Origin of the sequence: Bradyrhizobium sp. I71 (assembly GCF_022354745.1) — a bacterium.
In the GTDB taxonomy this organism is placed as follows: domain Bacteria; phylum Pseudomonadota; class Alphaproteobacteria; order Rhizobiales; family Xanthobacteraceae; genus Bradyrhizobium; species Bradyrhizobium liaoningense.
Genome location: NZ_CP059398.1, coordinates 1,178,417 through 1,194,465 on the forward strand (window position 1 = coordinate 1,178,417; position 16,049 = coordinate 1,194,465).

13 protein-coding genes are annotated in these 16,049 nt (G+C 64.2%); 11 read left to right on the forward strand and 2 right to left on the reverse strand.

Going from position 1 to position 16,049, the window contains the following annotated elements:
- Positions 1-5: 5 nt before the first annotated feature.
- From FJV43_RS05830 to FJV43_RS05870, 9 genes are all read left to right on the forward strand, one after another.
- Positions 6-1,289 carry a nucleotidyltransferase family protein gene (locus FJV43_RS05830; RefSeq protein ID WP_239625320.1) on the forward strand — a complete coding sequence of 428 codons (1,284 nt, stop codon included), beginning with the start codon at positions 6-8 and terminating at the stop codon, positions 1,287-1,289.
- Positions 1,286-2,194: a Gfo/Idh/MocA family oxidoreductase gene (locus FJV43_RS05835; RefSeq protein WP_239625322.1), complete on the forward strand. Its 909-nt coding sequence runs from the start codon at positions 1,286-1,288 to the stop codon at positions 2,192-2,194. The genes FJV43_RS05830 and FJV43_RS05835 overlap by 4 nt, the downstream gene beginning before the upstream one ends.
- Entirely contained in the window at positions 2,191-2,892 is a 702-nt protein-coding gene (locus tag FJV43_RS05840; RefSeq protein WP_239625324.1) for an acylneuraminate cytidylyltransferase family protein, read from the forward strand. The genes FJV43_RS05835 and FJV43_RS05840 overlap by 4 nt, the downstream gene beginning before the upstream one ends.
- A 13-nt stretch (positions 2,893-2,905) precedes the next feature.
- Entirely contained in the window at positions 2,906-3,727 is an 822-nt protein-coding gene (locus FJV43_RS05845) for an SDR family oxidoreductase (protein WP_239625325.1), read from the forward strand.
- Between the two features lie 10 nt (positions 3,728-3,737).
- A complete protein-coding gene (locus FJV43_RS05850) occupies positions 3,738-5,252 on the forward strand; it encodes an oligosaccharide flippase family protein (RefSeq protein ID WP_239625327.1) in 1,515 nt (504 codons plus the stop codon).
- Positions 5,253-5,320: 68 nt separating this feature from the next.
- On the forward strand, positions 5,321-6,709 hold the full coding sequence (locus FJV43_RS05855; protein ID WP_239625328.1) for a surface carbohydrate biosynthesis protein: 1,389 nt from the start codon (positions 5,321-5,323) through the stop codon (positions 6,707-6,709).
- 4 nt (positions 6,710-6,713) lie between these two features.
- Positions 6,714-8,120 carry a capsule biosynthesis protein gene (locus FJV43_RS05860; protein ID WP_239625330.1) on the forward strand — a complete coding sequence of 469 codons (1,407 nt, stop codon included), beginning with the start codon at positions 6,714-6,716 and terminating at the stop codon, positions 8,118-8,120.
- Positions 8,121-8,131: 11 nt separating this feature from the next.
- A complete protein-coding gene (locus FJV43_RS05865) occupies positions 8,132-8,881 on the forward strand; it encodes a glycosyltransferase family 2 protein (RefSeq protein ID WP_239625332.1) in 750 nt (249 codons plus the stop codon).
- Positions 8,882-9,023: 142 nt separating this feature from the next.
- Entirely contained in the window at positions 9,024-9,986 is a 963-nt protein-coding gene (locus FJV43_RS05870; protein ID WP_239625333.1) for a UDP-glucuronic acid decarboxylase family protein, read from the forward strand.
- Between the two features lie 121 nt (positions 9,987-10,107).
- On the opposite strand, the gene FJV43_RS05875 is transcribed toward FJV43_RS05870, so the two are convergent.
- Complete coding sequence (locus FJV43_RS05875) at positions 10,108-13,044, reverse strand: M10 family metallopeptidase C-terminal domain-containing protein (RefSeq protein WP_239625335.1); 2,937 nt, start codon at positions 13,042-13,044, stop codon at positions 10,108-10,110.
- A gap of 288 nt (positions 13,045-13,332) precedes the next feature.
- Between FJV43_RS05875 and FJV43_RS05880 the strand changes: the two genes are divergently transcribed.
- Positions 13,333-13,557: a hypothetical protein gene (locus FJV43_RS05880; RefSeq protein WP_345946166.1), complete on the forward strand. Its 225-nt coding sequence runs from the start codon at positions 13,333-13,335 to the stop codon at positions 13,555-13,557.
- A gap of 155 nt (positions 13,558-13,712) precedes the next feature.
- On the forward strand, positions 13,713-14,906 hold the full coding sequence (locus FJV43_RS05885; RefSeq protein ID WP_239625337.1) for a CoA transferase: 1,194 nt from the start codon (positions 13,713-13,715) through the stop codon (positions 14,904-14,906).
- A gap of 167 nt (positions 14,907-15,073) precedes the next feature.
- Here the strand turns inward: FJV43_RS05885 and FJV43_RS05890 are convergent, their stop codons facing one another.
- Positions 15,074-16,024, reverse strand: a complete 951-nt coding sequence (locus FJV43_RS05890) for an outer membrane beta-barrel protein (protein ID WP_239625339.1) — start codon at positions 16,022-16,024, stop codon at positions 15,074-15,076.
- Positions 16,025-16,049: the final 25 nt, after the last annotated feature.

Consider the following 16,049-nt stretch of genomic DNA (forward strand, 5'->3'; position numbering starts at 1 on the left):
AAGGCATGCTCGCCGCCACCGATGATGATGAGATCGTCCATCGCATTTCCCCTGCACAGACCAATCTTAGCGACGGGGCTGCGGTACTTCAAATCGACGGGGCCTGGCCCGAAAACACGGGTATTAACAAGGTCAACGCCCGGGCCCCTGGCGGGGTTGACGCCGCCTCTCGCAGCCGCGATATAGCAGGCTCAGCCGTGGGCCGCCCCCAATATCTGGCGTATACGAGGCAAATTGCCATGAAATCCTGGCGCAAAGCCGTCGTCGGTACCCAGGCGACTGTGGGCGAGGCCATCGCCGCGATCGAGAGCGGAAGCATCCAGGTTGCGCTGGTGCTCGACGACCACAATCGCCTGCTGGGCGTGGTCACCGACGGCGACGTGAGGCGCGGGCTGCTGCGCGGCATCCCTCTCACCGGACTTGCGACCGACATCATGAATCGGACGCCGGTGTCGGCCCCTGCGACCTTGCCGCGCGAGGATCGCCTGCAGCTGATGCGGCAGAGGTCGATCAAGCAGCTCCCACTCGTCGACGAGGGCGGCCATCTGGTCGTGGTCGAGACGCTCGATGAGCTGCTCGAACCTCGTCACTATCCTAATCCTGTGCTGATCATGGCCGGCGGCCTCGGCGAGCGCCTGGGTGCGCTGACGCGCGACGTGCCGAAGCCGATGCTCAATGTCGGCGGCCGACCACTGCTGGAGACGATCGTCCGCAACGTGGTGCAGCAGGGTTTTGGCAACATCTTCATTTCGGTCAACTACAAGGCCCAGACGATCAAAGACTACTTTGCCGATGGCGCCGCCTTCGGTGCCAACATCCAGTACGTGCACGAGACCGAACGCCTGGGTACCGCCGGCGCGCTCGGGCTCTTTTCGACACCGCCGGATCTGCCGATGATCGTCACCAACGGCGACATCCTCACCACGATCAACTATGGAGCGCTTCTCGACTTCCACAACGGAACGCCGGCGGAAGCGACGATGGCCGTTCGCGAGCACAAGGTGCACGTCCCCTATGGCGTGGTTTCCACGTCGGAGGGCTTTCTCCAGACCATTCGCGAGAAGCCGACCGAGAGCTGGTTCGTCAGTGCCGGCATTTATGTGATTGGAAGCTCGGTCTTCCGCCATGTCGCCCCCGGCGTCAGCATCGATATGCCGACCGTGCTGGAGCGGGTGATCGCCGATAAGGGACGCGTCGCCGTCTATCCCATTCGCGAATACTGGCTCGACATCGGCCGCCTTGAGGATTTCGAGCAGGCGCATGCAGAGTTTCACGAGGTCTTCCCGTGACCTCAACAACCGCCGTCGTGGTTGGCCTCGGCTCGATTGGCGCAAGGCATGCGCGGGTCCTGCGCGAGCTCGGACTTCGGGTCGCGACGGTCAGCCGGCGCGAAGGCGGCGACTACGGGTCGATCGCGCAGGCCCTCGCGGCGGCGCATCCGGACTACGTGGTGATCGCTACCGAGACTGCGCGTCATGCGGACAATCTGCAAGAGCTCGCGCAGTCGGGGTTCCATGGCAGCGTCCTTGTCGAAAAGCCGCTGTTCGCAACACCGGCCCCGGCCCCGAAATATCCCTTCGCCCGTGTCAGCGTCGGATACAATCTGCGCTTTCACCCGGTGATGACGGCGCTGGCGGAACGACTGCGCGGGCGCGACGTGATCACGGTCGACGCCTATGTCGGCCAGGACATCAGGGACTGGCGGCCGGGCCGCGATCACCGTGCGACCGCATCCGCCACGGCCGATGCCGGAGGCGGCGTGCTGCGGGATCTCAGCCACGAACTGGACTATCTTTTGTGGCTGTTCGGGCCATGGCATCGCGTCGCAGCGCTCGGCGGCTCCTCCGGCGCTCGCGACATCGACGTCGACGACCATCTCGACCTGCTGCTCGACATGCAGCTGGCGCCATCGGTGCACGTCCACATGGACTATCTCGATCGCCAGGGCATCCGCCGCATTCGCGTCAATGTCGGCGACGATACCATCGAGGCCGATCTCGTCGGCAGCCGTCTCACGGTCAACGGCAAGGCAACGGAGATTCCCAGCGAGCGCGACCAGAGCTATCGCGACATGCATGTCGCGGCGATGCGCGGCGCGAGCCCGGTCTGCTCGCTGCCCGAGGCCCTCGGCGTCGTGCACCTGATCGACGCCAGCGAGCGCGCGCTGCGCACCAAGACCTGGATATCGCCATGAGTCTCGTCTGCACCATCTGCGCGCGAGGCGGCTCGAAAGGGGTGGTCGGCAAGAACGCGCGCGATCTCCTGGGCAGGCCGGTGCTCGCGTGGAGCATCGCGCAGGCGCGAGAGACCGGCCTGTTCGATGCGATCGCCTTCAGCAGCGATTCGGACGCCCTGCTCGAGGCGGCGCTGAAGGCCGGCGCCGACATCGCGGTCAGGCGCCCCGACGAGATGGCGACCGATACCGCGCCAAAGCTGCCGGCGATCCGCCATTGTCTCGAGCAGGCCATCGCGCAAATGGGCGCGACGCCCGAGATCTTCGTCGATCTCGACGTAACCTCGCCGCTCAGGCTCGCCTCCGACATCACCGGTGCGGTGGCACTGCTGCGCGAGAGCGGCGCGCGCAATGTCATTACCGGGGCGCCGGCGCGACGGTCGCCCTATTTCAACCTTGTCGAGCAGCGCTCCGATGGCAGCGTCGGCCTGTCCAAATCTGCCGATCCTCCGATCACGCGCCGGCAGGATGCGCCGCGCTGCTTCGACATGAACGCGTCGATCTATGTCTGGCGCGTCGCGCCATTCCTGGAGCGGCCTGCGGTATTCTACCCGGACACGCGCCTGCTCGAAATGCCGGAAGAGCGTTCGATCGACATCGATTCCGATCTCGATTTCACGTTGGTGGAACTGTTGCTCCGCCAACGACTGGCGGCCTGAGGAGGCGCAAGCGATGACCACGAGCTTCAAGGCTCTGTTCGATCTGACCGGCCGCACCGCCGTCGTGACCGGCGGGTGCGGCATTCTCGGTCGTCGCTTTGCCGAGGGCCTTGCCGAGTTCGGCGCCAACGTTGCGATTGTCGATCTGGATCAGGCCGTTGCCGATGCCGCGGCAGCCGACGTCGCCTCCCGCCATACCGTCCGCGCCAGAGGCTACGGCTGCGACATCACCAACCCAGATGCGGTGCGCAACACAGCCGATGCGATCGAGGCCGACCTCGGACCGGTCTCGATCCTGCTCAACAACGCGGCCAGCAAGACCCGCGACGTCGACGCCTTCTTCGCGCCTGTCGAGAAATTCTCGCAGGAGACCTGGCGCGAGATCATGGCTGTCAATCTCGACGGCATGTTCAACGTCGCGCAGGTGTTCGGCGGCCGGATGGCCGAACGCGGCTACGGCGCCATCGTGCAGACCGCCTCGATCTACGGACTGATGGCCCCCGATCAGCGCATCTACGAAGGCTCCGAATATCTCGGCCGCGCCATCAACACGCCGGCGGTCTATACCGCCTCGAAGGCCGGTGTCATCGGCCTCACGAAGCACCTGGCGACCTACTGGGCAAGCAAGGGCGTTCGCGTCAATACCCTCACCCCCGGCGGGGTGGAGAGCGGGCAAAACGAGACCTTCAAGGCACGCTATGGTGCCCGTATCCCACTGGGCCGCATGGCTCGCGCGGACGAAATGGTGGGAACGATCCTCTTCCTGGTGTCCGATGCGGCATCCTACGTCACCGGCCAGAACATCGCGGTCGATGGCGGCCTGAGCGCGTGGTGAGCGGCGGAGCATGCTCAAACAGCTGATCCGCAACACGCTGATATCCAGTGCAGCCTTCGGAATTGCGGCTGTGCTCGGGCTCGTCGTTATACCCGTCATCATCCGTACTTGGGGCGTAACCGAATTCGGCCTCATCGTACTGGCCCGCATCCTGCTGCCAAGCGGGATGATGGGACTGCTCGATCTCGGCCTCTCCGAGGTCACAACGCAAGCGGTCGCGCGGGCGCGGGAGCATCGCAATTGGCGCATCGCCGGCCAGCAGCTCGCGCTTCTTACCGTGATGGCCGTGGGCCTTGCAGGACTGCTCGCGGTCACGATCTGGATCAGCGCGCCTTACCTGACCATCGCGCTCCGCGTCGATGCTGCTCACGCCGACAGGTTCGCGCAAATTTTGCGCTACACTGCGCTTGCCAACGTGGTGCTGATCCCGGCACTGGTCTGGGAAGGCATCGTCAAGGGCTTTGAACGCTACAATGTCCTGCGGCTGGCGGAGGTGAGCTCCACGATCGCCTATGTGACCTGCACGATCTGGGCCGCCAACACCGCGGCCTCTTTCGAGGTGGTGGCCTACATCTATCTCGCCAGCACTTTGATGCGCGCATGCTTGGCGTTCGCCGCAGCCTTCGTCGCCGTCGTGCGCAAGGTCAAACTCGCGATGTGGGACGCGCCGATCCGGCGCGAGCTGTTCCACCGCTGTGCGCTGTTCGCGCAGGGCAAGCTGACGGGCGGCCTGGCACTCCCGATTCAACCCTTCCTGGTCGGCCTCTTGTTCGGACCCAAGGGCGTGGGGGTATACGACACCCTGGTCAGGCTGCCCCGTGTGTCCAAGGTCGTCGTTGGCCTCCTGACGTCGGCCCTGCTGCCGGTGGCAAGCCGCCTCGACGAACGCGGCAACGCTGCCACGTTCCAGCGCCTTGGCGAATTCGGCCTGGTCATCCTGCCGATGTTCACGGTGCCGCCGCTGATGGCGGCCGCCGTGCTGTCGCGCGAGATCATGCAGGTATGGATCGGACCACAGATGGCCCCCTACGCTGTCTGGATGGGCCTCGGCTTCGTGGTGCCGATCTGCGCTCAATACCTCGCCTTCGGCAACGTCATGTTCCTGACCCGCACAGACGTGCAGTCGCGTCTGAACCGGCTCATGATCTATCAATTGGCGGTGTGGGCCGCGGTGGCGGTTGCGACATTGCACCTGTTCGACGAGCGAGCGCTGATTCTTGGCCAAGTGGTTGCCAACGCCGTAATTCTACCGTTGCAGATCGGCACCGTGAGCCGCGCGTTGCAGCTTGACTCCCACCGCCTCCTTAGAGCACTTCTCATGCAGGCCGTCATTCTCGTGGTCCTGGGCCTGCTGCTCCTCGAGCTTGCAGAGTACCTGGCAATCGACGGCTTCTGGGGGCTTGGGCTTGCGATCGCCTCGTTCTGCGTAGTGAGCTGGACCGCACAGTATTTTCTCGTTCTGGAAGACCGCCAGCGGGCAATCTTCACGGAACTCAGCCAGCGCTTCGGCTGGGCGTCGACCTAGCCTACAATTTGCACGAGTATGTTCGGGAGATCGATGAGCGCCTTGGTCGATACGAGGAGACGTGAACGGTGCGCATAGGCCTGGTGGTCGATCACCCCAAGCGGGACCTGCCGGGTGCGGTCATGCTCGGTTATCAGCTCGCGCGGCGCGGCGTCTCCGTCGTGCTGGTGCCGATGTACGAGCAGGCCGTCGACGTTCCTCGGCTCGGGCTCGACGCGCTGGTCGTCAACTACGCGCGTCCCGTCAACCTAGATCTCATGCGCAGCTTTGCGAGGGACGGGCTCGCGCTCTACGTGCTTGATACCGAAGGCGGCGTGCTCGCGGAAAAGGGCGGCAACTCGCCGCCGGCAATGGCGGCCCACATCAAGGGCTGCGGCTACGCCGACATCCTGGCGGGCTATTTCTTCTGGGGCAGTCGGCTGCACGAGGCCTTCCTCGCGGCCGGAACCATGAAGCCGGAGCAGCTTCACCTCACCGGATGCCCGCGCTTCGACTTCGCTGCGCCGCGCTGGCGCGCGTTGCTCGATGGCGAATTGCGCGACTACCTGCTCGTCAACGCCAACTTCCCGTTGGTCAATTCACGCTTCACCGGCAAGCCGGGCGGCGAGCGCGAAGCGATGGTGCGGGCCGGTTGGGATGGCGGCTATGTCGATCGCTTCATCGCGGACCTCAAGCAGGTCTTCGCCAACTACCTCGCCGAGATCGACCGTCTTGCCGCAGCGCGGCCCGACCGCACCATCCTGGTGCGTCCGCATCCCTTCGAGAGCGAGGAGGTCTATCGCAACGCGCTGGCGCGCCACCCCAACGTCCTGATCGACGGCACCGGCAGCGTACTCGACCGCATCCGCAATGCGGCCGCGGTCGTTCATCTCAACTGCGGCACGGCCGTCGAATCGGTCCTGCTCGGAAAGCTTCCGCTCCAGCTCGAATATCTGAACACACCGACCACCGCCGGCCATGCCGCGCTGCCCGCGCGCGTGAGCCGACCGGTCGCCTCGTTCGAAGAGCTGCTTGGCGCGATCGACCATATCGAGCGCGAGACCGAGAGCTTCGATTTCGCCCGCGTTCATGCCGCCGATATCGAGGCCTTCTTCCATCTCAACGACGGGCAAGCCGCAGAACGGGTCGCTGATGTCCTGACGCGCGCTGCGGGGGCGCGCCGGCCTTACGTGTCGCTACTGGCGACCGTAAAGGGCACGCGCGACAAGCCGAGTGTCGGCCAGATCGTCAAGGGCGCTGCCAGCGCCGCGCTCGGATCGGCCGTGACGGAACGGCTGCGCAGCCGGTTCAACCCGGCCCGGCGCGACAAGCGCATCGAGCCGGTCGTCGTCAGGACCCTGTTGCAGCGTATCGCAGCTCATGACCGCGCGAGCCCGGCGCAATTCGCCACAAGACGCGCACACTGCGCGACGACAGGCTTGCCGCTCGCGAGCATTGCCATCGACCCCACCCGATAGACTCATGGCCACACCCTCAAAGACCATTCTCATCACCACGCTTGCCGAATACCAGACCCGGTTCTGGATTCCGGTCGCGCAGCGGCTGCGTGCGGCAGGCAACGATGTCGAGCTGCTCGCCTTCGACGATCGCAGCGCCGAAATGTCGGCGGCCGAAGGCGTGCCGGTCACCAACATGTACCGCGACGGCCTCAGGACCGATCCCTCGCCCGACGACCGCGGCGCGTTCGACGCGCGCGTCGCCGTCTACGGGCTCGACGGGACCAATTTGCTGTTCAGCCATGAGCGGTTCACGTTCGGCATCCGCGACACCGCGGCGCTGCGCCGGCGCTTCATGATCTATGCCAACGCGATGGAGACGGTGCTCGACCGGCTGGAGCGGCAAGGCAAACGCGTCGAGCTGGTTCAGGAGCTCGGCGGCTTCCTCTCCGTCATCGCGAGCTTCTACGCCGCCAGGCGTCGCAACATCCGCAACTGGTTCATCGAGCCCTCGTTCTTTCGTGGCCGGATGTATTTCACGCCCGACAGTCTCGCCGCGCCCGACGTGATGCCGACACCGGCAGATGCGGTGTCGGCAGAGGTACGCGCCTATCTCGACGACACGCTGAAGCAGCGCGCGATCGTCATCCCCAAAAAGGACCAGCATCATTATTCAGCGGCCTTCAAGAAGGTCGTGAACCTGCGCAATGCCCGCCGCCTCACCGAAAAGCTGTGGGACCAGTTCGCGCTCGGAAAGCATCAGGAGTTCGGACACAATCTGCGTCACGCCCGCGTGCACGCGGCGATGGCGCTCAATGCGACGCGGCTGCGCAAGCTCTACAAGCCGATCCCCGGGGCGCCCTTCGTCTACTATCCATTCCACGTTCCCGCCGACATGGCGCTGACGCTGCGCTCGCCCGACTACCTCGACCAGGTCGCAACGGTCGACTTCCTGCTGCGGACGATCCCGGACTCGCATGTGCTGGTTGTGAAGGAACACCCCGCCCAGATCGGCGCGATCTCGGCCGATCGCCTGTTCGAGCTGGCGCGCCGCTTCGACAATTTCGTGCTGCTGCCGCCGCAGACCAACAATTACACAGTGCTCAACCGCGCCGATGCGGTCATCTCCGTCAACAGCAAGTCGGGCGCCGAGGCCTTGCTGCTCGGCAAGCCGGTCGTGGTAATGGGCGATGCGTTCTACCGCTCCTGCCCGCTGGTCTACGCGGTCGATCGGCTGGCGGACGTGCCCGCGCGGCTGCGCGAGGCGCTCTCCGCCGGGCCATTCGATCCAGCCAAGGGCGCGCCCTATTTCGAAGCGGCCTGGCGCAGGTCTTATCCGGGCGAACTCTATATCAGCGATCCAGGGCTGCTCGACACGTTTGCGGCCTCGTTGTGCGCCGCGATCGCCGAGCCCGCCGCCCGCGCGAATTGAACGGACCCGTCATGCCGCTCGTCTCGATCATCACCCCATCCTGGAACGTCGAAGGCCTGATCGAGGAGACCATCCGCTCCGTGCAGAGCCAGAGCTTTCCCGATTGGGAGCTCCTGATCGCCGACGACTGCTCGACCGACAGGACACCGCAGATCATCGCGGACATCGGCGAGCGCGATCCTCGCGTCAAGCTGATCCGGCAGGCAAAGAACGGCGGGCCGGCGCTGGCGCGCCAGGCCGCGATCGACCGGGCGCAGGGCCGCTATCTCGCCTTCCTCGACAGCGACGATCTGTGGCTGCCCGGGAAGCTGGAGCGGCAGCTCGCCTTCGCCAAGGCGAAGCAGGCCGCGCTGAGCTACACCGCTTTCCGCCGCATCAACGAGACCAACACGGCGACAGGACGGCTGATCGAGGTGCCGGCCTCGCTCAGCTATGGGCAGCTCCTGAAGAACACCGCGATCGCCACGCTGACCGCGATGGTCGACCGCGAGATCGCCGGCCCCATCGCGATGAAGAACGAGGGTTATGACGATTTCTGCCTGTGGCTCTCGATCCTCAAGCGCGGCCATACCGCATACGGCCTCAACGAGGATCTGGCGCGCTACCGCGTCAGGGGCTCCTCCGTCTCCAGCCGCCCGGTGCGCTCGGCCAAATGGGTCTGGCAGATCTACCGCAATGTCGAGCACCTCTCCCTGGCCCGATCGGCCTGGTGCTTCGGCCATTGGGGGGCACGGGCCTGGTTGAAGCGGCGGGAGTTTTAGGCCCAGCCTAAAAAGTGCGAAAACAACCCCATGCACAGTAGAGGTGTTTAGATACCTCGATCCAAGGCATTTGGCTATTGGCGAGTCCGGCCGTTGCCGATACCACTCAGCCGCTCCCTTTGCGAACAATCTGGAACCGATCATGCCGTTTGAAAACTACAGGAACAGCCGCATCCTCGTGACCGGGGGAGCCGGGTTCATCGGATCGCACCTTTGCGAGCGACTGCTCGATTCGGGAGCCGAGGTGGTGTCCGCGGACAACTATTTCACCGGCAGCCGGCGCAATATCGCCCATCTGATCGCAAATCCGCTGTTCGAGGCGGTCCGGCACGACGTCACCTTCCCGCTCTACATCGAGGTCGACGCGATCTTCAACCTGGCCTGCCCGGCCTCGCCGATCCACTACCAGCGCGATCCGGTACAGACCACCAAGACCTCTGTGCACGGCGCCATCAATATGCTTGGGCTCGCCAAGCGGCTCAAGGCGCGCATCTTCCAGGCCTCCACCAGCGAGGTCTATGGCGATCCGCTGATCCATCCGCAGACCGAGGATTACTGGGGCAACGTCAACCCGATCGGCATCCGCTCCTGCTACGACGAGGGCAAGCGCTGCGCCGAGACGCTGTTCTTCGACTATTGGCGCCAGCACGGCCTGCCGATCAAGGTCGCGCGCATCTTCAACACTTACGGCCCGCGCATGCAGCCGAATGACGGGCGCGTGGTGTCGTCCTTCATCGTCCAGGCGCTCAAGGGCGAGCCGATCACCGTATTCGGCGACGGCGGCCAGACCCGCTCGTTCTGCTATGTCGACGACCTCGTCGAGGCCATCACGCGGTTGATGGTGAGTGCGGAAGACGTCACGGGACCGATCAATCTCGGCAACAATTCCGAGTTCACCATCCGGGAGCTCGCCGAAAAGGTCATCAAGCTCACCGGCTCGCGTTCCAGGCTGGAGTTCAAGCCGCTGCCGCAGGACGATCCGCGCCAGCGCCAGCCCGACCTCACCAAGGCGAAGGCGGTGCTGAACTGGGAACCAAAGGTTGCGCTCGAGGATGGGCTGAAGGAGACGATTGCCTACTTCAAGCACTCGCTCGAAATCGCCTGATCCGGCCCGCGGGGCCATTCCCGTGGTTGCGGATAGCTGCGATGTAGCCGGCAGGATGGGACACCGGCGAACCAAGACAGAGACGTTTGCCGGAGAAGCCTCGCGGAAAACGACCACGCCTTCAGGTCAGCTGGAAATCGAAATCGTGACGGGCCTGGAGAAAGTCGGCCAGAATGTCGATTGCAGCCGTGCCGTGACTGTCCGCCGGTCGAGTCCACTGATCCGACGCAGTCCACGGATCGGCGGGTGCCGGGATAAGGTCCGGCGGCTCGGACGGAGCGGTCAACGAGTGGGTGAAATCGAACGCGAAACCGTCGCCGGATGTCGGCGCAGCGCCCACCGTGCCGTCGCCGTTGAGATCCTGCTGCAGCGTCGGCTCCAGCGCTTTCAGAGACGGATCGGACCCGAGCACTTCCGGGGCCGCGGCAAGGGTCGTCAGGAAATTGCCGTTCGCGTCCGTGCTCCAGACTGAATAATGGGCATTCGCCGAGTTCTTCCAGACCACGTCGTAGCCACCGCCCGACACCTTCTCGGCGCCGATCACCGACCAGGTGCCCCAGTTCGCTGTGATCACCGCAGAGCCTGCATACTTCAAGGTCGGCCCGGTACCTGTCGCGATGCTCTCGAGATGGTAGTTGCCGCCGGATGAAACGACGCGCGTCGATCCAAACGCCTCGATCGTGGTGCTGCCGGCAACAGCGACGCCGATCATCCCGTCACCGTTCAGATCTTGCTGCAGCGTCGGCTCCAGCGTCATCAGCGATGGATCGGTTCCCAGCATTTGGGGAGCCGAACCCAGCGTGGTCAGGAAGTTGCCGTTGCTGTCCGTGCTCCACACGGAGTATTGCCCGCCTGCCGAATCCTTCCAGACCACGTCGTAGCCGCCGCCCGACACCTGCTCGGCACCAATCACCGACCAGGTGCCCCAGTTCGCTGCGATCACCGCAGAGCCCGCGTATTTCAAGATCGGCCCGGTACCCGACGCGATGCTCTCGAGATGGTAGTTGCCGCCGGATAAAACCAGACGCGTCGATCCAAGCGCCTCAATCGTGGTGGTGACGGCAGCAGCGACGCCGATCATGCCGTCACCGTTCAGATCTTGCTGCAGCGTCGGCTCCAGCGCTTTCAGAGACGGATCGGACCCGAGCACTTCCGGGGCCGCGGCAAGGGTCGTCAGGAAATTGCCATTCGCGTCCGTGCTCCAGACGGAATAATGGGCATTCGCCGAGTTCTTCCAGACCACGTCATAGCCGCCGCCCGACACCTGCTCGGCGCCGATCACCGACCAGGTGCCCCAGTTCGCTGTGAACACCGCAGAGCCTGCATATTTCAAGGTCGGCCCGGTACCGGTGGCGATGCTCTCGAGATGGTAGTTGCCGCCGGATGAAACGACGCGCGTCGATCCAAGCGCCTCGATCGTGACGGCAACTGGGAAGCCGATCATACCGTCACCGTTCAGGTCTTGCTGCAGGGTCGGCTCGAGCGTCTTCAGGGATGGATCGGTTCCCAGCATTTGCGGGGCCGAACCCAGCGTGGTCAGGAAGTTGCCGTTGCTGTCCGTGCTCCAAACGGAATATTGCCCGCTGGCCCCTTCCTTCCAGACCACGTCATAGCCGCCGCCCGATACCTTCTCGGCGCCGATCGCCGACCAGGTGCCCCAGTTCGCTGCGATCACCGCAGAGCCCGCATAGTTCAAGATGGGCCCGGTCCCGGTGGCGATGCTCTCGAGATGGTAGTTGCCGCCGGATAAAACCAGACGCGTCGATCCAAGCGCCTCGATCGTGGTTGTCACCAAGCTGGAGCTTGCGAAGGTACCATCGGCGAATTGGAAGTACTCTACACCCACGGCAGTGTCGGTTCCGTCGGGCAGGCCGGAACGTTGGTCGACGATTGTGAATATCTGCGTCGCCACGTCGTACGAAATCAGGTAGTTGGCCCGGCTGCCCGAATACACCGCAGTGTCCGTGCCGGTGCCGCCATTTATACTGTCGTTGCCCGCACCGCCCGTGATGGTGTCGTTGCCACCGGCGCCGTTCAGCGCGTTGGCGATGGCGTTGCCAAGGATCGCGTCGTTGCCGGACCCGCCGACGGCGTTGTCGATGTAGGAGCGCGTGTCCCCGTTGTAGAGATAGGCGTTGTAGACGTTGCCCGATGCATAATGGCCGTTGCCGAGATAGGCCAACTGCACGGAGGAGAACACCGACGAAGCGCCGGGATTGAGGTTGATGCTCAGGTTGGTCGTGTAGTTCGACAGGTCGTAGGTATCGACGCCGCCGCCGTCCCAGACGGTCTCGTAGATGCGGTTGGCCGAGCCGCCGACGCCGCCGCCCGGCGCGAGCTGACCGACGCCGTTGATGAACTGCTGTCCGGTGGTCGAATTCCAGGTGTAGACGGTGTTGCTGCTCTGCGTCGTGTAGTCCGCGCCGTACATCGTCTGGAGCGCGAGGATATCGTTGGCCATGTAGGTCTGCGAATATCCATAGGCTTCGTTGGTGTAGCCGCCCGTGGTCGAAGCGCCGACATAGCTGCGATAGCTCATGACGGTATATTCGCTGCTGTCATGCGCGCTCGGCACCGCGACGTTGCCGGGGCCGCCAGCCTCCTGGCTGTGCTTGAGGCCGATCGCGTGGCCAAGCTCGTGCAGCGCAGTGGTGAAGTAATAATTGCCGAGCTTGGCCAGCGAGAAATTGTATTGAGTTCCGAACCAGATGTCGCCGCCGGGCGCATAATTGCCGGGGTAGTAGGCGTAAGCGGTCGGGTTGGCCGCGGACGACTGCGCGACCATGATGTCGGCGCCGTTCGTCCCCGCGTATTGGATGTCGGCGTTGGTGTAGCCGAGGATCAATCCGACCGCGTAGTTGATCGCCGCCTGGATCTGGCTCGGCACCGAGGCAAAGCCCGAAGTGGTCGGCTCGCTGCTGCCGCCGTAATAGGGGTTGGAATAGTCGCCGGGCGCGTCGGGAAAGCTGTAGGTGATCGCGCCGGTCCATTTGTAGCCGGACAGCAGGCCGTCGATCTCGGCGTTGTTGGTGGCACTGACATTCACAGCGGTAGCCAATTGACTCTCCAGAGCAATGCCTCGCCAGATTCGCGGCGGAGGCGCATGATTCTAGCCTGAGAGTTGAACGTTTGGTTTAACTTGGGCTGCGGCGTCCGCTCCCTTCCGTAAGACCTTGTTAGGCGTCAAATCCCGTAGTCATACGGACACCGATGGGATACGGCTTCCGGCCCCCTGGCATGTCCCAGAGACGATATGATGAAACGAGGCGCATTGTCAGCCGGTCTGATCGGTGTCTTCGCGACGTTCGCGGGGTCGGATCATCTGTCCAACGGAGAACAGCCTGCCATGGTCGGGAAAGCCAAAGCGGATGACGGCAGGAAGGAGAGCGGCAAGGCAGGCCGCGCGCCCTCCATGCCAATCGCCCGCGATCCTGCCGTCGCGGTGGCAGAGGAATACGAAGCCGCCCGCCGGAAGGGAACGCGGGAAGCGTTCGAGCTCTTCATTGCGCGCCACGGCGAAGATCCCTTGGCCGAGCAGGCGCGCGCGGAATTGAAGCGCCTGTCGCGCTGACCCTTCCCCACGCGCCGCAGCAAAGCCGCCACGCACCGCAGCAAAGCCGTGTCAGGCATGGCATTTCGGCAGGCGGCATGCGCATCGGACGAGGGTTGCCGCAAGGTCTTTCGGCACTATGGTAGGCCCCGCAATCCGTCCCGGAGCCTCTCAAGATGCCCTTTCCGCATGCCTCGGAAGCCCTGTCGCGCTTCACCGTGCTCGATCTGACCCGCGTGCGCTCCGGGCCGACCTGCGTGCGGCAGCTCGCGGACTGGGGCGCCAACGTCGTCAAGATCGACGCGCTGACCGAGGACGCCGGCGGCGAGCAGCCGGGCGGCCCCCGGCGGGGTTCCGACTTCCAGAATTTGCACCGCAACAAGCGGGCGATGACGCTGAACCTGAAGGACGAACGCGGGCTCGCCGTCTTCAAGCGCCTCGCCACCAAAGCCGACGTCGTCGTCGAAAATTTCCGGCCCGACGTGAAGAAGAAGCTTGGCATCGACTATGACAGCCTCGCCGCAATCAACCCGCGCATCGTCTATGGCAGCATCTCCGGCTTCGGTCAGGACGGCCCCTACCATAAGCGCCCCGGTTTCGATCAAATCGCGCAAGGCATGGGCGGGCTGATGTCGATCACCGGCGCGCCGGGCGGAGGTCCGATGCGGGTCGGCATTCCCGTCGCCGATCTCACCGCTGGCCTGTTCTGCGCCATGGGCATCCTCACCGCGCTGCTCGAACGCGAGGTCTCCGGCAAGGGCCAGTGGGTGCAGACCTCGCTGCTCCAGGCCCAGATCTTCATGCTCGACTTCCAGGCCGCGCGCTGGCTGATGGAGAAGGAGGTCGCCAGGCAGGCCGGCAACAACCACCCGACCAGCATTCCGACCGGCGTGTTCAAGACCTCGGACGGCTACATCAATATCGCTACCACCGGCGGCCGGATCTGGGAGCGCTGTGCGCAGGCGATCGGCGCGCCGGAGCTCTTTGGCCATCCCGACTATGCGACGGCGCCTGCCCGCTCCAAGAACCGGGATGCGCTCAACGCCGAGATCGAGAAGCGCACCGTGACGAAGTCGACCGAGACCTGGGTCCGCGAGCTCAACGAGGCCGGCGTGCCCTGCGGTCCCATCTATGCCATCGACCAGATGTTCGAGGACGCGCAGGTGAAGCATCTCGGCATTGCGCAGGACGTGCCGAACGACGAGAGCCGCCATATCCGCCTGGTCGGCCAGCCCGTGACGCTGTCGCGCACGCCGAGCAGGATGGTGGCGCGGCCGCCGGAATTCGGCGAGCAGACCGATGAGCTGCTGAAAGAGTTCGGTTTCGGCGCCGACGAGATTGCTGGACTCAGGGACGCCAAGGTGGTGTGACCTACAGCATGATCCGGAAAAGTGCGAAGCGGTTTTCCGGAAAGATCATGCGTGAACAACAACCTAAAGCGCGATGACGCTTCATCCAAATCTCATCGCGCTTTAGGTCGGAAACGACAATGCCCGGCAAGGTTGTCGGGCATCGATGGCAGTTCGCGCTGGACAGCTCAGTATTTTGCAACGACGGGCGTTGGAGTGAACGCGTAGTTGAAGCCGGCGCGCAGCACGTGATCGTGGAAGCTTACGTCCGCCTGGTTGGCGGTGCCCGCGAAGTAAGACTTGCTCCCGAAATCCATGTAGAGATATTCGAGCTTGGCCGACCAATTCCGGGTGAACTTGCGTTCGACGCCCGCGCCCACCGTCCAGCCAACTCGGGTATCAGTGCTGGTTGCCCCCGCCCCGATTGGAAAGCTGAAACCTCCGAGCGGAGTCGTGCCGCCGAGACCCGGCCCGAAGACCTGGATTCCAAGCGCGGTCGCGGACGAATATTTGAACTCGCCTACGGCGAGACCACCGGTCGCGTACCAGAGAGTCTGCGGATCCGACAGAATACCGACGCGCCCGCGGAATGTCGCGAACCACTGCAGGTCGTAGGAGAGATTTGCGGTGAGCGTCGCAATGGAGTTGAAGTCGGTGCCGAATGGGAGACCGATGATATTCGAACCGTAGCGCGCGCTCGTCGTGGTCACCGTCCGCGATGACCGCTCGCCGGTCGCCTGAATGTCGCCCTCGAGACCGACGACCCATTTCGGATCGAGCTGCCAGTTGTAGCCCAGCTGACCGCCGGCCAGCCAACCGTCGACGTTCTGGCCAAACGCGCTGAATTGTGTGACCGGAAACGGCAGTGCGATCGGCGCCACAGTCGTCTCTGCCCTGCCCCAGCTGTATCCGGCGTTCAATCCGGCGTAAAAGCCCGTCCAACTCCAGACCGGATCGACGACGGCTGGAGCCTTCACGTAAGGCTTCGATGCCAGATCAGCTGCCAATGCGCTGGTCGCGACCAGCGATGCCACCACAACTCCCGTCACAATCTTCATTGCAATGCCCCGTGAAAAACAAGAAATCCACGAGCAGCATAAGCGCCAAGGCCGGCCCAGGCTGTCGCGCGACAGCAACATTTGGGAACGACCACTAAGCGTCAGC